This is a genomic window from Stenotrophomonas sp. FW305-C-20-S1, from assembly GCF_058783335.1.
Genome location: NZ_JBYTEK010000001.1, coordinates 186,601 through 204,507, shown reverse-complemented (window position 1 = coordinate 204,507; position 17,907 = coordinate 186,601). Strand labels below are relative to the sequence as shown.

The 17,907-nt window shown below is 66.7% G+C and carries 24 protein-coding genes; 11 read left to right on the top strand and 13 right to left on the bottom strand.

The features are described from left to right. Nucleotides 1-53: 53 nt before the first annotated feature. Entirely contained in the window at nucleotides 54-365 is a 312-nt protein-coding gene (locus AC3WTC_RS00900) for a hypothetical protein (RefSeq protein WP_248150157.1), read from the top strand. Here AC3WTC_RS00900 and AC3WTC_RS00895 read toward each other — a convergent pair. After that, nucleotides 362-847: a TspO/MBR family protein gene (locus tag AC3WTC_RS00895; RefSeq protein WP_354275315.1), complete on the bottom strand. Its 486-nt coding sequence runs from the start codon at nucleotides 845-847 to the stop codon at nucleotides 362-364. The genes AC3WTC_RS00900 and AC3WTC_RS00895 overlap by 4 nt on opposite strands. An 80-nt stretch (nucleotides 848-927) precedes the next feature. Continuing rightward, nucleotides 928-3,123: a hypothetical protein gene (locus tag AC3WTC_RS00890; protein WP_492710087.1), complete on the bottom strand. Its 2,196-nt coding sequence runs from the start codon at nucleotides 3,121-3,123 to the stop codon at nucleotides 928-930. A 120-nt stretch (nucleotides 3,124-3,243) separates the two neighbouring features. Between AC3WTC_RS00890 and AC3WTC_RS00885 the strand changes: the two genes are divergently transcribed. Further along, the gene (locus AC3WTC_RS00885) at nucleotides 3,244-5,097 is read left to right on the top strand and encodes an XVIPCD domain-containing protein (protein WP_492710085.1); all 1,854 of its coding nucleotides are present in this window, start codon (nucleotides 3,244-3,246) and stop codon (nucleotides 5,095-5,097) included. Between the two features lie 48 nt (nucleotides 5,098-5,145). Here the strand turns inward: AC3WTC_RS00885 and AC3WTC_RS00880 are convergent, their stop codons facing one another. The 5 genes from AC3WTC_RS00880 to AC3WTC_RS00860 are packed head-to-tail and all read right to left on the bottom strand — an operon-like array spanning nucleotide 5,146 to nucleotide 8,994. Continuing rightward, complete coding sequence (locus AC3WTC_RS00880; protein WP_492710083.1) at nucleotides 5,146-6,135, bottom strand: alpha/beta fold hydrolase; 990 nt, start codon at nucleotides 6,133-6,135, stop codon at nucleotides 5,146-5,148. Further along, the gene (locus AC3WTC_RS00875) at nucleotides 6,132-6,458 is read right to left on the bottom strand and encodes a DUF6958 family protein (RefSeq protein WP_032974682.1); all 327 of its coding nucleotides are present in this window, start codon (nucleotides 6,456-6,458) and stop codon (nucleotides 6,132-6,134) included. The genes AC3WTC_RS00880 and AC3WTC_RS00875 overlap by 4 nt, the downstream gene beginning before the upstream one ends. Next, nucleotides 6,451-6,984, bottom strand: coding sequence for a GFA family protein (locus AC3WTC_RS00870; protein ID WP_492710081.1), 534 nt, complete (start codon nucleotides 6,982-6,984; stop codon nucleotides 6,451-6,453). Before AC3WTC_RS00870 ends, AC3WTC_RS00875 begins: the two co-directional genes overlap by 8 nt. 28 nt (nucleotides 6,985-7,012) lie before the next feature. After that, a complete protein-coding gene (locus tag AC3WTC_RS00865; protein ID WP_492710079.1) occupies nucleotides 7,013-7,933 on the bottom strand; it encodes a TolB family protein in 921 nt (306 codons plus the stop codon). After that, nucleotides 7,930-8,994, bottom strand: a complete 1,065-nt coding sequence (locus AC3WTC_RS00860; RefSeq protein WP_492710078.1) for a hypothetical protein — start codon at nucleotides 8,992-8,994, stop codon at nucleotides 7,930-7,932. The genes AC3WTC_RS00865 and AC3WTC_RS00860 overlap by 4 nt, the downstream gene beginning before the upstream one ends. A gap of 88 nt (nucleotides 8,995-9,082) precedes the next feature. On the opposite strand from AC3WTC_RS00860, the gene AC3WTC_RS00855 reads away from it, so the two are divergent. The 4 genes from AC3WTC_RS00855 to AC3WTC_RS00840 are packed head-to-tail and all read left to right on the top strand — an operon-like array spanning nucleotide 9,083 to nucleotide 11,140. Next, a complete protein-coding gene (locus tag AC3WTC_RS00855; protein ID WP_248150179.1) occupies nucleotides 9,083-10,012 on the top strand; it encodes a LysR substrate-binding domain-containing protein in 930 nt (309 codons plus the stop codon). Further along, a complete protein-coding gene (locus tag AC3WTC_RS00850; protein ID WP_025874482.1) occupies nucleotides 10,009-10,470 on the top strand; it encodes a helix-turn-helix domain-containing protein in 462 nt (153 codons plus the stop codon). The genes AC3WTC_RS00855 and AC3WTC_RS00850 overlap by 4 nt, the downstream gene beginning before the upstream one ends. 11 nt (nucleotides 10,471-10,481) lie before the next feature. Further along, complete coding sequence (locus AC3WTC_RS00845) at nucleotides 10,482-10,913, top strand: VOC family protein (RefSeq protein WP_313114563.1); 432 nt, start codon at nucleotides 10,482-10,484, stop codon at nucleotides 10,911-10,913. Then, a complete protein-coding gene (locus tag AC3WTC_RS00840; protein WP_099842541.1) occupies nucleotides 10,910-11,140 on the top strand; it encodes a hypothetical protein in 231 nt (76 codons plus the stop codon). The genes AC3WTC_RS00845 and AC3WTC_RS00840 overlap by 4 nt, the downstream gene beginning before the upstream one ends. An 81-nt stretch (nucleotides 11,141-11,221) precedes the next feature. Here AC3WTC_RS00840 and AC3WTC_RS00835 read toward each other — a convergent pair whose 3' ends face one another. Then, on the bottom strand, nucleotides 11,222-11,962 hold the full coding sequence (locus AC3WTC_RS00835) for a DNA/RNA non-specific endonuclease (protein ID WP_263928876.1): 741 nt from the start codon (nucleotides 11,960-11,962) through the stop codon (nucleotides 11,222-11,224). Between the two features lie 464 nt (nucleotides 11,963-12,426). On the opposite strand from AC3WTC_RS00835, the gene AC3WTC_RS00830 reads away from it, so the two are divergent. From AC3WTC_RS00830 to AC3WTC_RS00820, 3 genes are all read left to right on the top strand, one after another. After that, nucleotides 12,427-12,774, top strand: a complete 348-nt coding sequence (locus AC3WTC_RS00830) for a hypothetical protein (RefSeq protein ID WP_492710075.1) — start codon at nucleotides 12,427-12,429, stop codon at nucleotides 12,772-12,774. Between the two features lie 113 nt (nucleotides 12,775-12,887). Then, the gene (locus AC3WTC_RS00825) at nucleotides 12,888-13,652 is read left to right on the top strand and encodes a DUF72 domain-containing protein (protein WP_059064230.1); all 765 of its coding nucleotides are present in this window, start codon (nucleotides 12,888-12,890) and stop codon (nucleotides 13,650-13,652) included. Continuing rightward, complete coding sequence (locus AC3WTC_RS00820; RefSeq protein ID WP_099784186.1) at nucleotides 13,645-14,457, top strand: DNA-formamidopyrimidine glycosylase family protein; 813 nt, start codon at nucleotides 13,645-13,647, stop codon at nucleotides 14,455-14,457. The genes AC3WTC_RS00825 and AC3WTC_RS00820 overlap by 8 nt, the downstream gene beginning before the upstream one ends. Here the strand turns inward: AC3WTC_RS00820 and AC3WTC_RS00815 are convergent. The 5 genes from AC3WTC_RS00815 to AC3WTC_RS00795 form a co-directional block, all read right to left on the bottom strand. Beyond that, the gene (locus AC3WTC_RS00815; RefSeq protein ID WP_483021065.1) at nucleotides 14,427-15,020 is read right to left on the bottom strand and encodes a cysteine hydrolase family protein; all 594 of its coding nucleotides are present in this window, start codon (nucleotides 15,018-15,020) and stop codon (nucleotides 14,427-14,429) included. The two genes, AC3WTC_RS00820 and AC3WTC_RS00815, sit on opposite strands and share 31 nt — an antisense overlap. A 120-nt stretch (nucleotides 15,021-15,140) precedes the next feature. Then, complete coding sequence (locus AC3WTC_RS00810) at nucleotides 15,141-15,395, bottom strand: hypothetical protein (RefSeq protein ID WP_051501597.1); 255 nt, start codon at nucleotides 15,393-15,395, stop codon at nucleotides 15,141-15,143. Nucleotides 15,396-15,499: 104 nt separating this feature from the next. Continuing rightward, complete coding sequence (locus AC3WTC_RS00805) at nucleotides 15,500-15,787, bottom strand: hypothetical protein (protein WP_059064233.1); 288 nt, start codon at nucleotides 15,785-15,787, stop codon at nucleotides 15,500-15,502. A 72-nt stretch (nucleotides 15,788-15,859) separates the two neighbouring features. Beyond that, on the bottom strand, nucleotides 15,860-16,357 hold the full coding sequence (locus AC3WTC_RS00800; protein ID WP_032974702.1) for a YciE/YciF ferroxidase family protein: 498 nt from the start codon (nucleotides 16,355-16,357) through the stop codon (nucleotides 15,860-15,862). A gap of 147 nt (nucleotides 16,358-16,504) precedes the next feature. Then, nucleotides 16,505-16,774 (bottom strand): hypothetical protein, encoded by a 270-nt coding sequence (locus AC3WTC_RS00795; RefSeq protein WP_105164115.1) that lies wholly within the window; start codon nucleotides 16,772-16,774, stop codon nucleotides 16,505-16,507. Between the two features lie 175 nt (nucleotides 16,775-16,949). On the opposite strand from AC3WTC_RS00795, the gene AC3WTC_RS00790 reads away from it, so the two are divergent. Further along, on the top strand, nucleotides 16,950-17,420 hold the full coding sequence (locus AC3WTC_RS00790) for a BLUF domain-containing protein (protein ID WP_492710071.1): 471 nt from the start codon (nucleotides 16,950-16,952) through the stop codon (nucleotides 17,418-17,420). After that, the gene (locus tag AC3WTC_RS00785) at nucleotides 17,417-17,863 is read left to right on the top strand and encodes a DUF1579 family protein (RefSeq protein WP_154231482.1); all 447 of its coding nucleotides are present in this window, start codon (nucleotides 17,417-17,419) and stop codon (nucleotides 17,861-17,863) included. The genes AC3WTC_RS00790 and AC3WTC_RS00785 overlap by 4 nt, the downstream gene beginning before the upstream one ends. Nucleotides 17,864-17,907 lie beyond the last annotated feature (44 nt).

Genomic DNA, 17,907 nt, shown 5'->3' with positions numbered 1-17,907 from the left:
GCTGCACATCGCGCCTACTACAGTCGTCGCTCATCCTTCTGTGACGCATCGACGTGAACCTGCAGCCATCGTCTTCCCTGCTTCGCCCATCGCGCCCAGCGCCTGAGAACGGCCGCTTCGACCTGCTGGATGTCAATGCACTGCAGGATCCCGGCAGCGGCCGCATCGTCCATCTGTATTCGCTGGTGGCTCGCTGCCTGTGCTGCGAGGTCGTATTCAAGGCGCAGGAGGGCGATGGGCTTGTCAGCACGTCTGCCGCGCGTGTACTGCGCTGCCCGACCGGCTGCGGTGAGCAGGCCTTCAGGGGCAGCGCGCTGCGCCAGTGGCGGCCCGCAGCGCAAGGCTCTCAGGCATTGCCCGGCTAAAGCGCGGCCGGATTGGCCTGCCACACCGCGTAGTTGAGCGCACTGGCGAACGTCACCCATGCCAGGTAAGGCAGCAGCAGCCATGCCGCCGCCGGACGCACGCGATGGAAGGCGACGATCGTGGCCACGATCAGCGCCAGCAACAGTGCGATGTCAGCGAACGCCAACGCCCCCTGTTTCCAGCCGAAGAACAGCCAGCTCCACAGCACGTTGAGGGCCAGCTGCAGCAGATAGAGTGCCAGCGCAGGCGCGGTCGCGCGCCATCCGCCTTGGCGCCACACCAGCCACGCCGCCAGCGCCATCAATGCGTACAGCACCGTCCACACCGGACCGAACACGCTGGCCGGCGGTGCCCATGCCGGCAGCGCCAGGCTCGCGTAGAAATCCGCTGCCGAGATCGAGGCACGCGCGCCCAGTGCGGCCGCCAGAAAAGTGACGATGGCCCAGCCCAGAAGGCCAACCGCTTGCCTGCGGACATTCACGGTGTCTTTCCTCCTGCACTATCGCGAACTGCGGTAGTGCGTTGTACGTAAAGGCGTCGCAACTGGATGCAACCTGCGGCTCAGTCGGCCGTTCCGCCGACGCCAGCCTGTGCCGGGGCCGGCAGCAGAGCGGGCCGACCGTCAAACCATTCCCGCGCGCCGGCCAGGTGCCATTGCCGGCGCTGCCCATCCAGCTCGATGCCGGCACCCAGCAGGCCCCAGCGAAGGTAGAGGTCGCCACGCTTGCGCTGGTCCAGCAGATCCAGCCGCGCACGCAGCGAAAGGCGCTCGTTCTCCGCCTGCAGTCCATCCAGTACCAGATGCCCGGCGCGCCAGCGCAGGCGCGTATGTGCATCCACCTGGCCGGAGTCGAGCAGCGACAATGCCCAGCGCGGGTAATCGCTGCGCTCGGCAAACAGCGCCAGCAGCGGGCCCGCGTCGCGCATGGCAAGATCCGCGCGTGCGTCCACCTGGAACGGTGACTGCGCATCGATGTCACCGCGGGCGATGGTGACCCGGCCCCACCACGGCTGTGAACGCTGCTGCTCACCCACCTGCACGTTGCGCAGCTCGATCACGCTACCGCCCAGATCGAAGCGGCGCTGGCTGAAATCGCCACGCCGCAGCCTGCCATCAACGCGGGCGTCGCCCTGCAGGCCAAGCCCGGCCACCTGCAGGCGTGCGCGTTGGCTGCGCAGGCGGACACTGCCATTGCCAACCCGGCCCTGGGTATCGAGTTCAACGTCGCCGCTCACCTGGCCAGCGCCTCCCAGCAGCCGCACCTGGCCGTCGCCCAAGTAGCGGTTGTAGGCGGTGAGGTCTGGAATGCTTGCGTCATTGAAGCGCAGCTGAGCGCGCACGCCCTTGCGCAGCTCGCGCAGGCGACCGTCACCGGTGAGTGTCAGTGCCAGGTCGCGCCCATCGAACAGCGTGGCACCCTTGGCGCCGCCTGCACGCGCATTGAACGTGGGAAGCTTCACTGCCAGTACGGCGTGCGTCGGCGTCCCGGCCTGCAGTTGGCCATGGGCGCTGGCCGTTCCCTGCATGTGCACGCCGGCCACTTCGGCCACCGCCCGCGCCGCAGGAATGTCGACGCTGCTGCCAGCGGCCAGCTCGCCGTTCTGCAGGCGCAGGTCGGCGCGCAGCACGCCACCGCCCTGCAGCTGGAACCAGGGTTTCTGCACGAACAGTGCGGGAATCCAGTTGAGCGAGGTGAAGGTCCATTCGCCCTTGACCGTCCCGGAGGTGCGGCCCAGCATCTCGCTGGGTTCGGCGAATGGAATGTGCCGGCCGGTGATGGTCAGATCCGCGTCCAGCGCAGCGCCTGTGCCCTCGCGCTGCGGCAACCGCGCCTGCAGGCGGATATCGCGGGCGGTATCCAGCTGCACCGCCAGCGTTCCGCGGTCGGGGGCGCCAGCTCCCATCTGCAGGGGAACCCGCCAGACCGCATGGCTGCCGGGCTGAAGCGCGCCCTGGTCCAGGGTGATCGAGGCCTGTAGCTGCCCCGGCACTGCGGCGCTGGCAATGGAAGGACGTTGCGTGTCCGTATCCAGGCGCAGGCCCTGGCTGCGTGCCTGCACCTCCAGCACGGCATGCAGCAGCCCCAGCTTTGCCAGCCCGGGTGCCTGGTCGCGGTAATGCCGTGGGTAGGAGAACTGCGTTTTCAACTGCATGTCGCCGAGCAGCTGGGTGCCGCTAAGGCTGACGTCGGCATCAGCGAACGCCACCTCCGAGTCCAGCAATTCCGAGGGACCACCACGCAGCTGCTTAACGAAACCGACCGTGCCGCTGCCCTGGCCAACGATCAACAGCTTGCCCGCGCGCACGCTGCGGATGGTCTCGCTATGAATGGCATCGAACCGCAACGTCCAGCCGCGATCGCCGCGCGGTGGTGAGGGAATGGCCTCCTCCACGCGCGCGATCTCGGCGGCCACCCCGGTCGCGTGCAGCGACGGTACGCGCACCTCGCGCTGGAACAGCGGCAGCAATGCCAAGCGTGCACTGGCGCGGTCCGCGCGCAGCACATACACGGTGTGATTGACGTGGCCGCGCATCTGCACATTCCAGGCGATGACATGCCCCGGCAGCAGCGTGATCGCCGGGCCGGTGGTCATCACGAACTTGTGCGGTTTGCGATTGGTGACCTGATCGAACAGCGGCGTATTGAGGAAAACATTGCCCGCCAACAGGTACAGCAGATACAGGCCCAGCAGGTACGGCAGCAGCTTGCGGCCGTGACGGCGCCATCGCTGCGGGCGGGCGAGGGAGTGGGGCATGGACCCTCGGCGTGGAATGGGATGGCCATCACTATCGTGGATGCGGCTGCGGCGCGATGTGAACGTGCTGCGCACACCGCGTCCTATAATCAGCGCGTCACTGTTCAAGGAGGTCACGGCATGAATGCCCAGACCAGCAAGGAAGGCGCAACCCAGGATGCGCCGCGCGATGCCGCCTCGGCGTCGTTCGATCCGACCTACACCTCGTCCAACAGCGAGGTGCGGGCCGCCGCCGGTGGTTACTCGGTCACGTTGAACGAGGGCGACGGCGCGTTGAAAGTGGGTACCGAGCACAAGCGCGCAGTGTCCAGTCTCGCATCGCAGTTCCAGGGGACGTCGCTGAACATGGCCGGCAGCCCGAGGCCCGATGGCGGCAGGGATTACCTGCTCACGATGGAGTCGGTGGTCGGGGCAAGCGCGAAAGGTGCCGGCTTCCAGGACACCAGCAGCACCGGCGTACGCGGGCGCTACAGGGTCAGCCTGCCCAGCGAGGCGGTGGACGTCGATCCCACCCGCATCAACCCGTTCGATCCGCAGACCATTCCCAAGGGGGGCAGCGTCACCCTGGATGGCCAGCAGTTCACCGGCACCGCACTGGAAGGCAGCTTCCGCAACATCGCCATGCAGAGCCAGACGACCGAGGCGAGCGGTGCCAGCTACCGCGTGGATCGCCTGGATGATGGCCGGGTGCGCGTCTCCACCGGGCCGAACGAGGCGGTGGAAGCCTTCAACGGCATGGGATTCATTGCCGGCAGGTTCAGCGCGATTGCCGGTCGCCAGGACGCGCTCGGCCACGCTGCCGTCCGCACTGCCACGTTCGACCTGGATCAAGCCGAAGGCCGCCAGGCCTATGAACAGTTCATCGACAACGGCACCCTGAGCGGCCAGACCCCGGGCGTGCAGGATCTGGCGACGGTCGAGCGGCTGGGCATGAGTTCGCAGACGCGGCTGAAGGTCGGCTATGGCGACACGTTCGGCCTGGACCTGGCGGGGGCACGCAACAGCGGCGACGTGGTGCAGGTCAGTCGCGAGGACGGCAGCCGCACCGAACTGCGCAGCGTGCAGTACAACGGCAACCTGCCGGCAACCCGGGTCAGCGCCTACGGCGCCGACGGCCAGGAAGACAGGGCGCAGCGCCGCTATGAATTCACCTTCGACCTGCGCGGCCATGCGCAGGGTGAGCAGATTGCCGGAATGGCCAACGCGGCGCTGTCCGGCGACCCCAGCGGTGATCGCGGACCGGTGAAGGCCGGTGAGCTCACTACCCTGAGCTTCAGCGAGGCCCAGATGCGCACGCTGATGGAGCGTACCCAGTCGATGGTCGGGGACAACCCGATGCTGGGGCCATCGTGGCAGGTGCTTGCAGAGGACGGCAACGGCAGGCCGCAGCAGGATGTGGACGCCTTTGCACTGGGGCTGGCGCGCAACCAGGGGCAATCCACCTATGGCATGGCCGAACGCCTGTTCCATATCGCCGCGGCTGGCGGCAAGGATCTGCAGAAGATCGACGCTGCCGTGCAGGGCGATCACCTGCAGTCGCTCGCACCGCCCTCACCGCTGCTGCCACGGCAGGACCCACGGCACACCGCCAGCCCGGACCACGGCATGTGGCTGCAGAGCCAAGGCGCGGTGAGCAGCCTCGACCAGGCGATGGGGCGCCAGCCTGATGAGATGAGTGAACGGCTGGGCATGGCCCTGCTGGTCGCGGCCAAGGGCAAGGGCATGCAGCGGATCGACGAGGCCGTGCTCAGTGACGACGGCAGGTACGCGTTCGCGGTGCAGGGCCAGCCGCACGCCGCCGATCGACAGATCGCCCGCACCGATACTGCGCAGGCAGTGGCTACGCCGGTCAGCGAGCACGTGCGCGAGCTGCAGCAGGGCCAGTCGCTGGCGGCAAGCTCTGAGCAGGTGAGCCAGCAGCAGGAGCGGGAGCAGATGTCCCAGGAACACGCTGCACGGGCCATGGCGCGTTGAGTCGGGCGCGCCAGCCCAGCGGCTGGCGCATCGGGTCAGGCAGGCCTATCAGGCTCGCCAAAGCGCCCGGGCCTCATCGGCAAGCAGCGCAGGCTGTTCCTCAGGCCAGAACAGGCGTCCGCCTTCCACCCAGCGGACACCGCGCGATGCCGGCAGCGTCTGGTCCAGCCACTCGGCCCAGCGCCCCGGAAAGAGGGGATCGGCCGTTCCCCACACCATGCGCGTGGGAATCGTACTGCGTTGCAGCGAGGCCTCGATGGCCACCAGCGGATTGGGCTCGAACGCCGCGAGGTGGTCATTGAGCTGCTGTTGGCGCAGGGGCGAGGATACCAGCGGGCGGAAACTGTATTCGATGGCCTCATCGCTGAAATGTGCCGGATCCACATAAGCCGAGCCGCCGATACCGGCCGCTGATCGCGCGTAGCCGCGATCCTGCAGGTGGCGCACAATCTTCTGGTGATAGGTGCCTGCGCGTGCGGCGGCCAGCGAGTTCTTCATCTGCACCGGCGGGCTGTTCTGGTGCACGTCGCAGTTGGTCAGCAGCATCGTGCGCACGCGGCTCGGGTGCTGCACAGCGAACAACTGGGCCACGGTGCCGCCACTGTCATTGGCAACCAGGTCGACCATCGCAACGGACAGCGCATCAAGCAACGCAACGAGCATGTCGCTCTGTGCCTGTGGGGACAGGTCCTGCGTGGCCGCCACCGCGCTGTGGCCCAGGCCCATGAAATCCGGTGCAATGCAGCGGCGGGACGAGGAAAGCTGCGCGATCGCATGCCGCCACTGGAACCCGCTCAACGGGAACCCGTGCAGGAACAGTGCGGCCGGACCCTTCCCTTGTTGCACGCAGGCGATGCGCCCGAACGGTGTGCGGACCCAGCGCCGGCGGGCGGCGAACGCTGCGGCATCCATGGGCTCGCGCAGGCCCGCGCTGGCGCCGCGCACGCTGGGCGGCCATCCCATGGCCAGCAACAGTCCAGCACCGATCAGCAGTGACCTGCGCGACGATGAAGGCGCATCGTTGGATGGACCGCTCATGACGTCACCGCCGTTCGACCGACGACCGCATGCTTGAACAACCGCACGGGCTTGCCCGCTGCGCGCTCGATCACGCCCTTGGCTTCCAGATCCAGCTGCACGGCCTTCAGCCACCAGCCTGCGGTCGCGCCTGCGGGGAACAGATCTGCAGGCAGCGCCGGCAGCAATGACTGCTTGGCAATGGCAACGGAAACCCCGGGCGGCGTCTGCGGCAGCACGTCGAGCAGGGCGATACGCATGGCGCTGTACTTGCCCCGGTCGACCCACTGGGTCCTGCCGGGCGAGGTGATGCTCTCGATCTCGATCTTGTCTGGCTCAGCCATGGACCTCTCCTTCAATGCGGATATCCGGGCTGCGCAGGCCCATCGCAATCCAGGCCTTCATCAACCGGGCATAGAAGCGCAGCGAGTGTTGCTTGAGGTTGGGTACATCGGCGGGCAGCACGGAGGGATCGGGCAGATCGCCCACCATGGTGCGCATCTGCAGCGGCGGCCGGGCATCCTCCGGCCACAGCCCGCCATACAGGCTAAGCCAGTGGCCGCCGGTCAGTTCAAGAAACAGTGGCGTGCTGCAGCAGGTGGCCAGCACGCGACGGGTGCCGGCATCGGCAGAGAGGCGGAACGCGGCCAGGCGCTCCACTCCTGCCAGGAACTCCACCCGGTCCTTGCGATACATGACGAACCGGGTAGTTCCATGTCCGAGCAGCCGCTGGGCGCCGGGCAGGCGCTGCAGACGCAGGCCTGCGGCGCGGCAGCTGTTGCAGCAGCAGTCGACGCAGGCGATGGGTGTGCCGGTCAGGTTCAACGTCACTTCGCCACAGCGGCAGGCAACCTGTTGTGCGGAAGGCATGTGGATGCTCTCTTCGGGGGCTCTTTTTCTATCGACGAACCGGGGGCCCCGGAATCGACAGGGACGGTGGCAGCCGATAGCTCACCCGGTACAGGTCCAGGCTGGCGCCATCCCCGCGACGCGCTGAATAGGTGAGCGTGCCAGGGCGGGACCAGTCGAGCATGGCGCCATAGCTGTCGCTCGCACCGTCGTTGACGGGTGCGGGCAGTCGTATGCCGGGCAGGTAGCGGTCACCGAACGCGCGTGCCGCGAACTGCTCGACCCGCGAACTGCCGAAGTCCTGTGCACGTGCGAAAACGATGGTCCGGCCATCGCCCAGGAAGGTGGCGTCGAACTCCTGCGCGGCCGTGTTGACCGCGCCTGCCACCGGCCGCGCAGGTTGCAGTTGGCCATCGTCCACCCGCGCGACATACAGATCGTGGCCACCGGCGCCACCTGCTCGGTCGCTGGAGAACAGCAGGGTGCCACCGTCGGGTGCGAGCATCGGCGCAAACTCGTTGGCGGGACTGTTGACGGCAGACCCGAGATGCTCAACGGCACCGAACTGCAGGCCCTGCACGGGCACCCGGTACAGGTCATCGCCGCCCAGGCCACCGGGGCGATCAGAGCAGAACAGCACGAAGCGGCCATCGGCGGTGAACGCAGGGTCGAAATCGCGGCCGGGTGTGTTGAACGGAACCGGGCGCGCGGCACTCCACTGGCCGTGCTGCAGGCGCGAAACCCAGATGTCATGGCCACCTTCGCCGCCAGGCCGGTCACGGCTGAACCAGAGCGCTGTGCGTCCGTCGGGGCTCAGCGTCAGGCGGATTTCGCTGTATCGGGTCGACGCGATGCCTGGTGCGAAACGCTCTGCGTGAGGGTCGAGTGCCAACGCCTCTTGGCTGGCATCACCCCCCAGCAGTCCAGCGACCGCGACCGCAAGCGCGACCAGTGAGGCAAGCGCATTCATGCCTGCCGCTCGAAATCGCTGATCCAGTTGGTCTCCCAGGTCGCTCCGCCGTCTGCGGATGCCGCCTGTTCCCAGCGTGCGGAACGCGAGGTGATCCGCGACCAGATCACCCGCGTTCTGATCGGCTGTCCCTGCAGCTGGTCGTCTCCCATGAACGTGCCGACGCCATCGACAAAACCGCCGCGGACCGGTGCGCCGATCCGCGTGGGATCGCGGCCATCCAACCACCAGCTCGACCACTGGCCACTGCTGGCATCCCATGCGCGGATGCCCATGCCGCGTACGGTCGCAGCGGGGAAGTTCATGACGTTGTCGCCAACGTTGCCGAAGCCGCCCAGCACCGGCCAGTTGTGCAGCGTGCCATCGAAGTGGTCCCAGCGGTTGCTGCCAGACAGGCGTTCGCGCAGTCGCTGATGCTGCACGCTCCAACGGCCGACCAGGAAGTCGAAGTCGCGGGGCGCATCCGATTGCAGCGGCAGCGGCGAGGGTATCGCTGCCGTGCGGGTGAACCAGTTGCGCCAGTTCACTTCCCAGTGCACGCCGTTGTCCGCGGAGAATGCCTGCTCCCACCACGGCTGCGCAGCGTGGATGTCGTGCCAGCGGAACCAGACCTGGACGGGCTGGCCCTTGAAGGAATCCGCACCACGGAAGCTGCCGCCTGTACCGCTGAAGCCGCCACGCACTGGCGCTTCGAAGCGGCTGGGAGCGCGGCCATCCAGCCACCAGATTGCCCAGGTGGCGGAGGCCGGATCGAAGGCACGTACACCCAGGCCGCGGTAGGCGCCGCCGGGCAGCTGCATCAGGTTGTCATCGATCGTGCCCAGCCCGCCCAGGGTCAGCCAGACCGCACTGGTGCCGGTGAAGTCCACCCAGCGCGTGTCGGCCACCAGGCGTTCCTGCAGCCGGCGGTGACGCACGTTCCAGTTGCCCTGCAGCCAACGCCAGTCATTGGCATGGTCTCTGCCGGCATGGGCAGGAGTGGCGCCCAGCGGCAGGCACAGCCCGAAGGCGCCGGCACCGTACAACGCGGCAAGGCTGCCCAGAAATCCACGTCGCTGCATGTCTGATCCCCGTTGTCCGAGGCCTCATCTTCGGCGTCGTATGGGGGATTGACCACGCGGATATCGAGGCTCAGGCTAAGCCACACTTATGGTCGCCCACCGCCACCTGCCGTCGCTCGTTGCCATCCGTGCCTTCGAGGCCGCGGCGCGGCTGGGCAGCTTTGCGCGGGCCGCGGAAGAACTGGACACCACGGCGGCATCGGTCAGCTATCACGTCCGGCGCCTGGAAGAGCAGACCGGTGCACGACTGTTCCTGCGCCACGCCCAGCACGTCGAACTGACCGAGGCCGGTGCAAGCGTCGCAAAGGAGGCTACCCGCGCCTTCGATGCCCTGCGTGCCAGTTTCATGCGCGCCGCCGACATGGATGCCACCCGCCTGCGCCTGACCGCACTGCCTACGTTGGGCACCAGTTGGCTGACGCCGCGGCTGGGTGGCTTCCGCGCCCGGCATCCGCAACAGGTGCTGGAGCTTGATCTGTCGGCGGAGCCGCAGGACCTGGCAGGCGGGCGCTTCGATGCGGCCATCCGCAACGGTCACGGCGACTGGCCGGGGCTGCACGCCGTGGAGCTGTTCCCCAGCGTGTTCACGCCACTGTGCGCGCCCGCGCTGCTTGAAGCCGCCACCGGCCTGGGCGGCGCGCGGCTGCCGGATGTGCCATTGCTGGGGCGTCCGGACTGGTGGGCGCTATGGTTCCAGGCATTCGCGCAGACACCGGCACCCGGGGCGGAGCGCTTCGCCACCAACTTCGCTGCCGAGCATCTGGACGTAGCCGCAGCGATCGCTGGCCAAGGCATCGCCATCGGCTCGCCGATCCTGTTCAAGGCCGAGCTGGATGCGGGCCGCCTGGTGCAGGCTCACGAAGGCGTGGCCAGCGATGGCCGCAGCTTCTGGTTTGCCAGTCCGGCAGGACGCAGCAACGCCCCGAAAGTCGCGCACTTCCGTGAGTGGCTGTGCACCGAGGCAGCGGCGGCCCGGCATGCTGCACGATCCCTGCTGCGCGGGGTGGCCACGCCATGACCCAGAGCCCGGAACTGCTGCGCCGCCTGCTGCGTGCAAAAGACCACATGGACCGGGCCAGCCATGAAGACTGGCCGGTGGCGCGGCTGGCCGGGATCAGTGCGGTTTCCGCGGCCCATTTCGCGCGCTCCTTCAAGGACGCCTTCGGGGTGCCGCCACACCGCTATCTGCTCAGCCGCCGCATCGAGCGCGCTGTCGCCCTGCTGCGCGATACCGACCTGCCGATCACCGAGATCGCACTGCAGACCGGCTGGACCAGCCTGGGCACCTTTGGCCGCATCTTTCGTGACATCACCGGCGACAGCCCCGGCGCCCTCCGCGACCGAGAGCGGACCGATGCCCCGGCGCAGGGTCCGGTGCCGGAGTGCCATGCGCGTGCCGCAAGGCGCCCGGACCTGAAGATCGCAGTTTTGGAGAAGCGCCGCCGCACCGGCCTTGTTAGCGTAGATCCCACCTGAGGGAGGATCCTATGACTGGCATGGTGAATGTGGTCGGCCTGTATGTGCACGACCAGGACGCGGCACTCGATTTCTACGTCAACACGCTCGGCTTCCAGGTGCATACCGATGTCGGCAACGGTGACTATCGCTGGCTCACGGTGCATTCGGGCGGCGAGGGCGGTTTCCAGCTTGGCCTGTTCAAACCGGGGCCGCCGGTACACGATGCGGCCACTGCGCTGACCCTGCAGCAGATGGTGGCCAAGGGTGCGATGCCGCCGCTGGTGCTGGCGGTGGACGATTGCCGCGCCAGCTACGAACGGCTGCTGGCACGTGGGGTGGAATTCACCCAGGAGCCGGTGGAGCGCTATGGTGCAGTGGATGCCGGATTCCGTGATCCGTCCGGCAATGGCTGGAAGATGATCGAGCGCCCTGCGAAGACTGCCGCGAGGGCGCCGCAGTGAGGGCCGGCAGCTGGGCGCGTCCCGTGCACCGCTGGACGTCTATCGTCTTCACCCTGACAGTGATTGCCAACTTCGTGGCGCGCTGGATGGGGCAGGGCGAACCACCGGACTGGCTGACCTACTCGCCGCTGCCGCCGTTGTTCCTGCAGCTGTTCACCGGGTTGTATCTGTTTGCGTTGCATTACCGCCGCAGGCCGGATGCCGCGCGCGCCGGCGTCGCACCCTGACGCCGGCTGCAGAGGCAGATCAGGCAGGGTCCTCACGCAGCGCAGGCCCGGCGGAGAAGACTCTGCCGGGCCATCCGGCGCTCAGCTCAGATCGCATCCACTCGGCAGCGGCCAGCTGGCACTGGGCAGCATGTTCTTCAGCGACGCCGGCGCGTTGATCGCCACGTAGCTGGCACCCAGCAGCTCTTCCAGATCCGCGATGGTGACCAGATAACTGTCCAGGCTGCCCAGACCCGTTTCATTGGGAATGATCCAGCTGATGGCCTTGGCGGTGCCGGTGTTTGGATCCTTGGTGATGATCGTCTTCCAGAAGAACTCCGGGGTCGGAACGCCATGGCTGGCCAGGAAATGGTCATTGGACGCATCGCCATAGACAACGCCGCCATAGACGTCGACCGGGGCGATGTCCCGGTAGCATTCGGCCACGTTCTCGGCCTTCACCCAGATGCCCTGGTTGAAGCTGGACACCTGCGGCACGATGTTGGTCATGTAGTTGGCGCGGCGGATGTAAGTGGCGTCGTAGTCCATGTGATTGGACGTCACCAGATGTCCCCGGTCATAGCCGGACCGCACGCTGGCATAGGAGGCGGTGCTGGTCTGGCCGAGGCAGCCTGCCGGCAGGTCCGGGTCCTTGTAGAAGCTGGACGGGCGGGCCGCCGAGCCGGTGTCAGCCACCAACGTGTATTCGTACCGGGTCGCGCTGTGGATGCTGCAGTCATAGGTCAATACGAACCCACCCTTGTTGAGGGTCACGACCTGGGCATGTGCAGCCCCGGCAAAAGTGCTGAAAACAAGGGCAAGGAAGAACGTGGCAAGGCGCATTGCGGATCTCCATGGATATGGGCAAGGCGCAGCCGTCCACCACGGCAGGCCAGGCCATTCCGTGTGAAGGACGATGCGGTGACAGGTATTGGGGATGCGACCCGGCCGTAGCCGGTATTGCCTGGGATCTCGACCGCGCACTGGCGTCAGGAACGCTGTCGCGGTGTCGTTAGCGTCATTTTTTGGCGTCAACAGGTCAACGACCAAAGTGCGAAGGTGTGACTGCGCGCAAGCACTGGACTCCTGTCAGATCAGGGTGCCCATGCATGAAAAGAAGACCTGTTAGTGGCGTGGCCGCTCTCCACAGACCGCTTTGTCGCTGGGCAGAGCAGGGCGAAGGAGCTCGCTTCCAGCAGCACGTCGCGAAGGCGGTCGAGGCCTGCACGCAACGGCCATCCATTCTTGACGGCGCCTTGGCGCCGGACGTGGATACTTCCGCCGTCATTGGCCGAGGAGGACTGAAAATGGGTAGCACCGAGACCAGCAGGGCGCCGCGCATTCTGCGCGTGGAAGTGATGCCGCTGGACTGCGGGGAAACCGCAGTGGTGGTGGAACTGGCATCGCCCCCCGGCAGGGCCTGGGAGAAGGCACTGAAGCGCGTGATTTCTGAAACCGAGGGGCTTGAATCGGCGCAGTCGCGCTGTGACGGTCGCTTCGTCTACATCATCGGTATCGAGCCCGGTGGCCGTGGCATGCTCCATCGGGTGAACCAGGTCCTGGCCGCCACCCACGAACGCATTGCACCGCGCAACGGGCATTCCATGCCGATGCCACAGCAACCGGCAGGCGCCATGGTCAACGCCAGCCTCTGAGCAGCGATGGCCGATACACGGCAACCTGACGGCTGCAGGCCGCGGCACAGGCTTCACGCTGCAGCCAACGTGCGTTCACCATGTTGCTACGAGCCTGTCGCCACCGTAGCGCCATGGCACGTGAACTCCGTCATCCGCGACCGGGCCACCCGGTCGCCGTGGGCTGCGCAGGGTGGTCGCTGCCCACGGACATCGCCCACGCGTTCGCGGCGGGAGACAGTGCGCTGCAGCGCTATGCATCGCGCTTTCCGATCGTGGAGATCAATTCGTCGTTCTACAGACCACATCAGCCCGCCACGTATGCGCGCTGGGCGGCCAGCGTGCCGCACGGTTTCCGTTTCTCGGTGAAGATGCCGCAGGCCATTTCCCATGACGCGCGCCTGCGCGGTGCTGCGCCGTTGCTCGACACGTTCCTGCACGCGGCGGCGCATCTGGGTGATCGACTGGGCGCCCTGTTGCTGCAGCTGCCGCCGAGCCTGGCCTACGATGGCCGCACGGCCTCGGCCTTCTTCCGGGCGCTGCGCCGGCGCAGCGCCGTGCGGGTCGCCTGCGAACCACGCCACCCGAGCTGGTTCGACGACAAGGCCGACGCGCTGCTGGATGACCACGGCATTGCCCGGGTCGCGGCCGATCCCGCCCGGGTTGCAGGGGCTGATCAGCCGGGCGGAGCCAGGCACTGGAGCTACTGGCGGTGGCACGGGCAGCCGCGCATGTACTACAGCGCCTACCAGCAACCGCAGCTCTGCAGTCTGGTGGCCGCCGCAGTAGAGGCCGCCCAGGCGGGGGAGGCGTGGATCATCCTTGACAACACGGCGCACGGCCACGCCGTGCCCAATGCACTGCAACTGCAGTCGATGCTGGAGCACGCCAATGCCTGAAGGTCCTTCCATCGTGCTGCTGCGCGAGGCCGCCGCCAGGTTCAAGGGAAAGACCGTCCGTGGCGTCAGTGGCAACAGCACGCTCGACCTGGCCTGCCTGGAGGGACGCCGGGTGCGGGCCGTGCGCAGCTGGGGCAAGCATTTCCTGCTGGAGTTCAGCCACGTCAGTCTGCGCATCCACCTGATGATGTTCGGCAGCTGGCGCATCGACGAACGCAAGGAGACGCCAGCGCGGGTGTCGCTGCGCTTTGACAACGGCGAACTGAACTTCTACACCTGCTCGGTGAAGCTGATCGATCAGCCGTTGGACGAGGTCTACGACTGGCGCACCGACGTGATGAGCGACCTGTGGGACCCCCGGCTTGCCCGCCGTCGCCTGAAGTCGATGCCCGATGTCCTGGTCTGCGATGCCCTGCTGGACCAGACGCTGTTCTCCGGCGTGGGCAACATCATCAAGAACGAGGTGCTGTTCCGCATCCGGGTCCACCCGGCCAACCCTGTTGGTGATCTTCCGCCGCGCAAGCTTGCCGAACTGGTCAAGCAGGCCCGCGAATACAGTTTCGACTTCCTGCGCTGGAAGCGCGGCTTCGAGCTGAAGAAGCACTGGCAGGTGCACACCCGGCGGACTTGTCCCTGTTGTGGTGGTCCGGTCAGCAAGGTCTACATGGGCACCACGCATCGGCGCACCTTCTTCTGCCCGGTATGCCAGGTCGATTATCGCGCTCGGACGCCGCGGCCGCCGGCGAAGAAGCGCACGCTGGCGAGAGGCCCGGTTCAGCGCGGTGGTGCCAGGCCCGTGCGTTGATATGAGGACGTGGATGACAGCGAAGCGATGATCTGACGGTTGCTGAGTACTTCGACGGCGCCCGATCGCTGCAGTGTCTGCAGGGCCGGCTGGCGGCGGTCGGGCAGGGCGGCGACCGCTTCCCGGGCGACCACCGTCGCGTACTCGCGCGAGTTGGCATCGATGGCAGTGGCCAGCACGCACGCGTCCAGTGCCATGCCGGCCAGCACCAACCGCCGGGTGCCGAGCTTGGCCAGCAGCACCGGCAGTGGCGTGGCGAGGAAGGCGGAGTGCTTCGGCTTGAGGATGAAGTAGTGTTCCTCGCTGGGGGCAAGGTACTCGACGATCCGCGCCGAGGCTCCGCCCTTCTGCCGGCAGGCCTCGACCAGCTGCGGGAAGTCGCGCTGCCAGTTGCCGAAATTGTCATTGGCGTAGATCACCGGCGAGCGGTGCGCGTCGAATGCAGCACGCAGGCGGGCGGTGCGCTGGGCTGCACGTACGGCGTACGGAGCCAGTTGCCGCCCCTGTGGAAAGTCGAACAGGCTGAAAAGATCGATGATGAGCAGGGCGGTGGGCTGTTCCATGGCGGGCTCCGAGGTGTCAGGCCTCCACTGCCTGTTCGTCTTCGGCACCACGCACCAGCGCGCCGGAGCCGCCTGACGGGCGCGGGCTGCCCGGCCCCCTCGGCGGGAGCGCAGGCCCGATCACTGGCCAGCTCCGTCGTCCCCCTCACCCTTGTCGTGCCGAGCGGGCGCCACGCGCTTGCCAAGCCGTTGCGCCTGCTCATCCGGCGTGGCGGCGGCGACGAAGGGAGAGATCGGATCACTGGCCGGGAACGTCTCCGTCAACGCCTGATCATGATTGGCACTGTTGTGGGCCTTGGCCTGTCCAGCGCTGCCAGCAGGCACCGCGGCCGTGTGGTCATCCGGATGGGGCAGGTCTTTCTGATCGCGCTGCATGACATTTCCTCATTGATTGGACCGCATGGTGCGGGTTGCACGACAACGGTAAACGTGAACGCGTGAGTACCCGCATCAAGCCGGTGTAGACGCAACGTCAACAATCAAGGCGTCCTTCCAGATGAGCTCGAAGCCGTTGCACGGTTGCGGCGCCACGCCAGCAGCTGTCCGATCAGCGCGGTTGCCAGCAACAGCAGGTTGGTGACCACGAACACGGTGGCACCCAGCAGCGCGCTGTAGATCGTGAACAGCGTAGACGCGGTCATCTGCCCGATGAAAAGCCACTTCGAGACGGTTTCCGGGTGAGGCGAGTGCCATTGCTTGACCATCTGCCGGACCAGCGTGGCCATCAGTACGGCTGTGGCGGTCCATCCAAGAAGATCAGGGTGCATACGTCATCCTCGTGCAGAAGCGCGCCGCCCCTTGGGGAGCGACGCGTGGGCTGATCTGCGGTGCACCTGCGATCACGCGGCCTGGGCGGCCTTGGCGTTGCCGCCGCTCTTGGCCAGCAGGGTCAGCTTCTCGTCCGTGGCCTTTTCTTCTTCCAGCGTTTCCAGCAGCAACGGCACAGCGTCCTTGTATCCGAGCTGCTTGGCCAGCGCGGCGATGGTGCCGTAGGAAGCGATTTCGTAATGCTCGACCTTCTGCGCGCCGCCAATCAGTGCTGCATCGCGCACCGGGCCCTTTTCAATGCTCTCGATGACTTCCTTGCCTTCTTCCACCAGGCCTTCCATCGCCGCGCACTTGATCCGCTTCAGGCGGATGCCCAGCACCTCCACGACCTGGTCGATGCGCTCGATCTGGCCCTGGGTCTCCTCCAGGTGCGTCTCGAACGCGGCGGCAAGTGCGGGGTTCTCTGCGGCGCGGGCGAGGCGCGGCAGGGCCTTGGTCAGCTGCTTCTCGGCACTGTAGATGTCGGACAGTTCGTGGATGAAAAGGTCTTCAGCGGTCTTGATGGCCATGGTGCGCTCCAGCAGGGAAGGAGCGACGAGGCTATCCCGGCCGGTGTTGGGGTGCGGGGTAGATGCAGTGAACGGCGGATGCGCATCGAGCGCGCAGATGCATGCATTCCCCTCACGCCGGGCACTGGGCGCGCGTCGGAACCTAGCTCAGCGTGGGTCGGCCGCTGCTGCAGATTGGCCGGTTGCCGCCAGGTGTTCGCGGTCTACCAGGCGCGCATTGCTGACGGCCTGGTGCGACCCGCACCTTCCGCAGGTCAGCAGCGTGCCCCCCGTCATCCGCTTGAGCTCCGCGTCGGCGCGGGACACGTGGTGGCACTGGTTGCAGCGGAAGGCGATAGCGGTGACCTGATCGATGCAGCCTCGTGCATCGGTCGCGTAGTCCACTGAAAAGACGTAGAAGAGTCCGGTGTCAGGCATGAAGTCGATCTCGCGGGCGGACCTGTTTCATGCCATGGGGCAGCAGTGCATGGCGTGAATCCTTTTCGGGTTCGTTTTCACATTTCACTGAATTGTTCTGTTTCAGGCTGCGCCTGCTGCGCTGCCTCAACCGGCCTTCTGCTACGGTTGGGAGCCCACTGCAGGGAGGTCGAACGTGCCCATCAGAGCCGTTGTATATACCAGCGAGGCGGCAGCGGATATTGCTGCCAGCCGGCTGGGCCAGACCGGGGGCAGGCTGTGCGGAATCGTGGATGACGCAGCACGTTTCAACCGTGGTGCCGGCGTCACTGGCGTACTACTGTTCGATGGCGCGCGCTTTGTGCAATACATGGAAGGCCCGGACGATGGCCTGCAGGTGGCATATTCCCGGGTGCTGGGTGCCAGCAGCCACAGCGGCCTGATCGAACTGCAGCGAGGCAGGGTGGGGCAGAGACGCCTGCCTTTCTGGCCCATGCGTTGGCTGCCGGTGGAACCGACGGAGCTGTGGCGGGTGGCCGGCGCGGACTGGACCGGTTTCGTCCAGCGCGAAGGCACCGCTGCGCCCACCACTACTGCCACGGGCATGGAGCTGCTGCGCGCCCTGGTTGAACCCTATACCGCCTCACCCAGTACGGAGTCGCCATGACACAAGCAACTTTCCACAGCGGACACCACCGCCGGCTGGACGTTCTTGCCGGAGCGTGGGAGACCACCCTCATCGCGCTGCAACCCGACGGCAGCACGGGCGGGGTGTCGTTCGCATCGGACGTTTACACGTGGATGCCCAATGGTCACTTCCTGGTGCATGAGGTCGACGCGATGATGGACGGGCAGCGTGTGCGCTCCACGGAAATCATCGGCGTCGATGTTGAATCCGGTGGTTTCTTCAGCCGCAGCTACGACGCTGATGGTGGCACCAGCGATTTCACTTCACGACTTGATGGCGGCAGGTACACCATCCAGGGCCAGTCCCAGCGGTTCGACGGCGTGATCAGCAGCGACCGGCAGTTGCTGACCGGGGAATGGGAGCATCGGGTCGGCGATGACTGGATACCGTTCGTCCGCATCGTGCTTGAAAAGGCCGAGTAGATTCGCTCGTTCGGCGGGCGCCCCCGGATCGGGGGCTTCGCGGC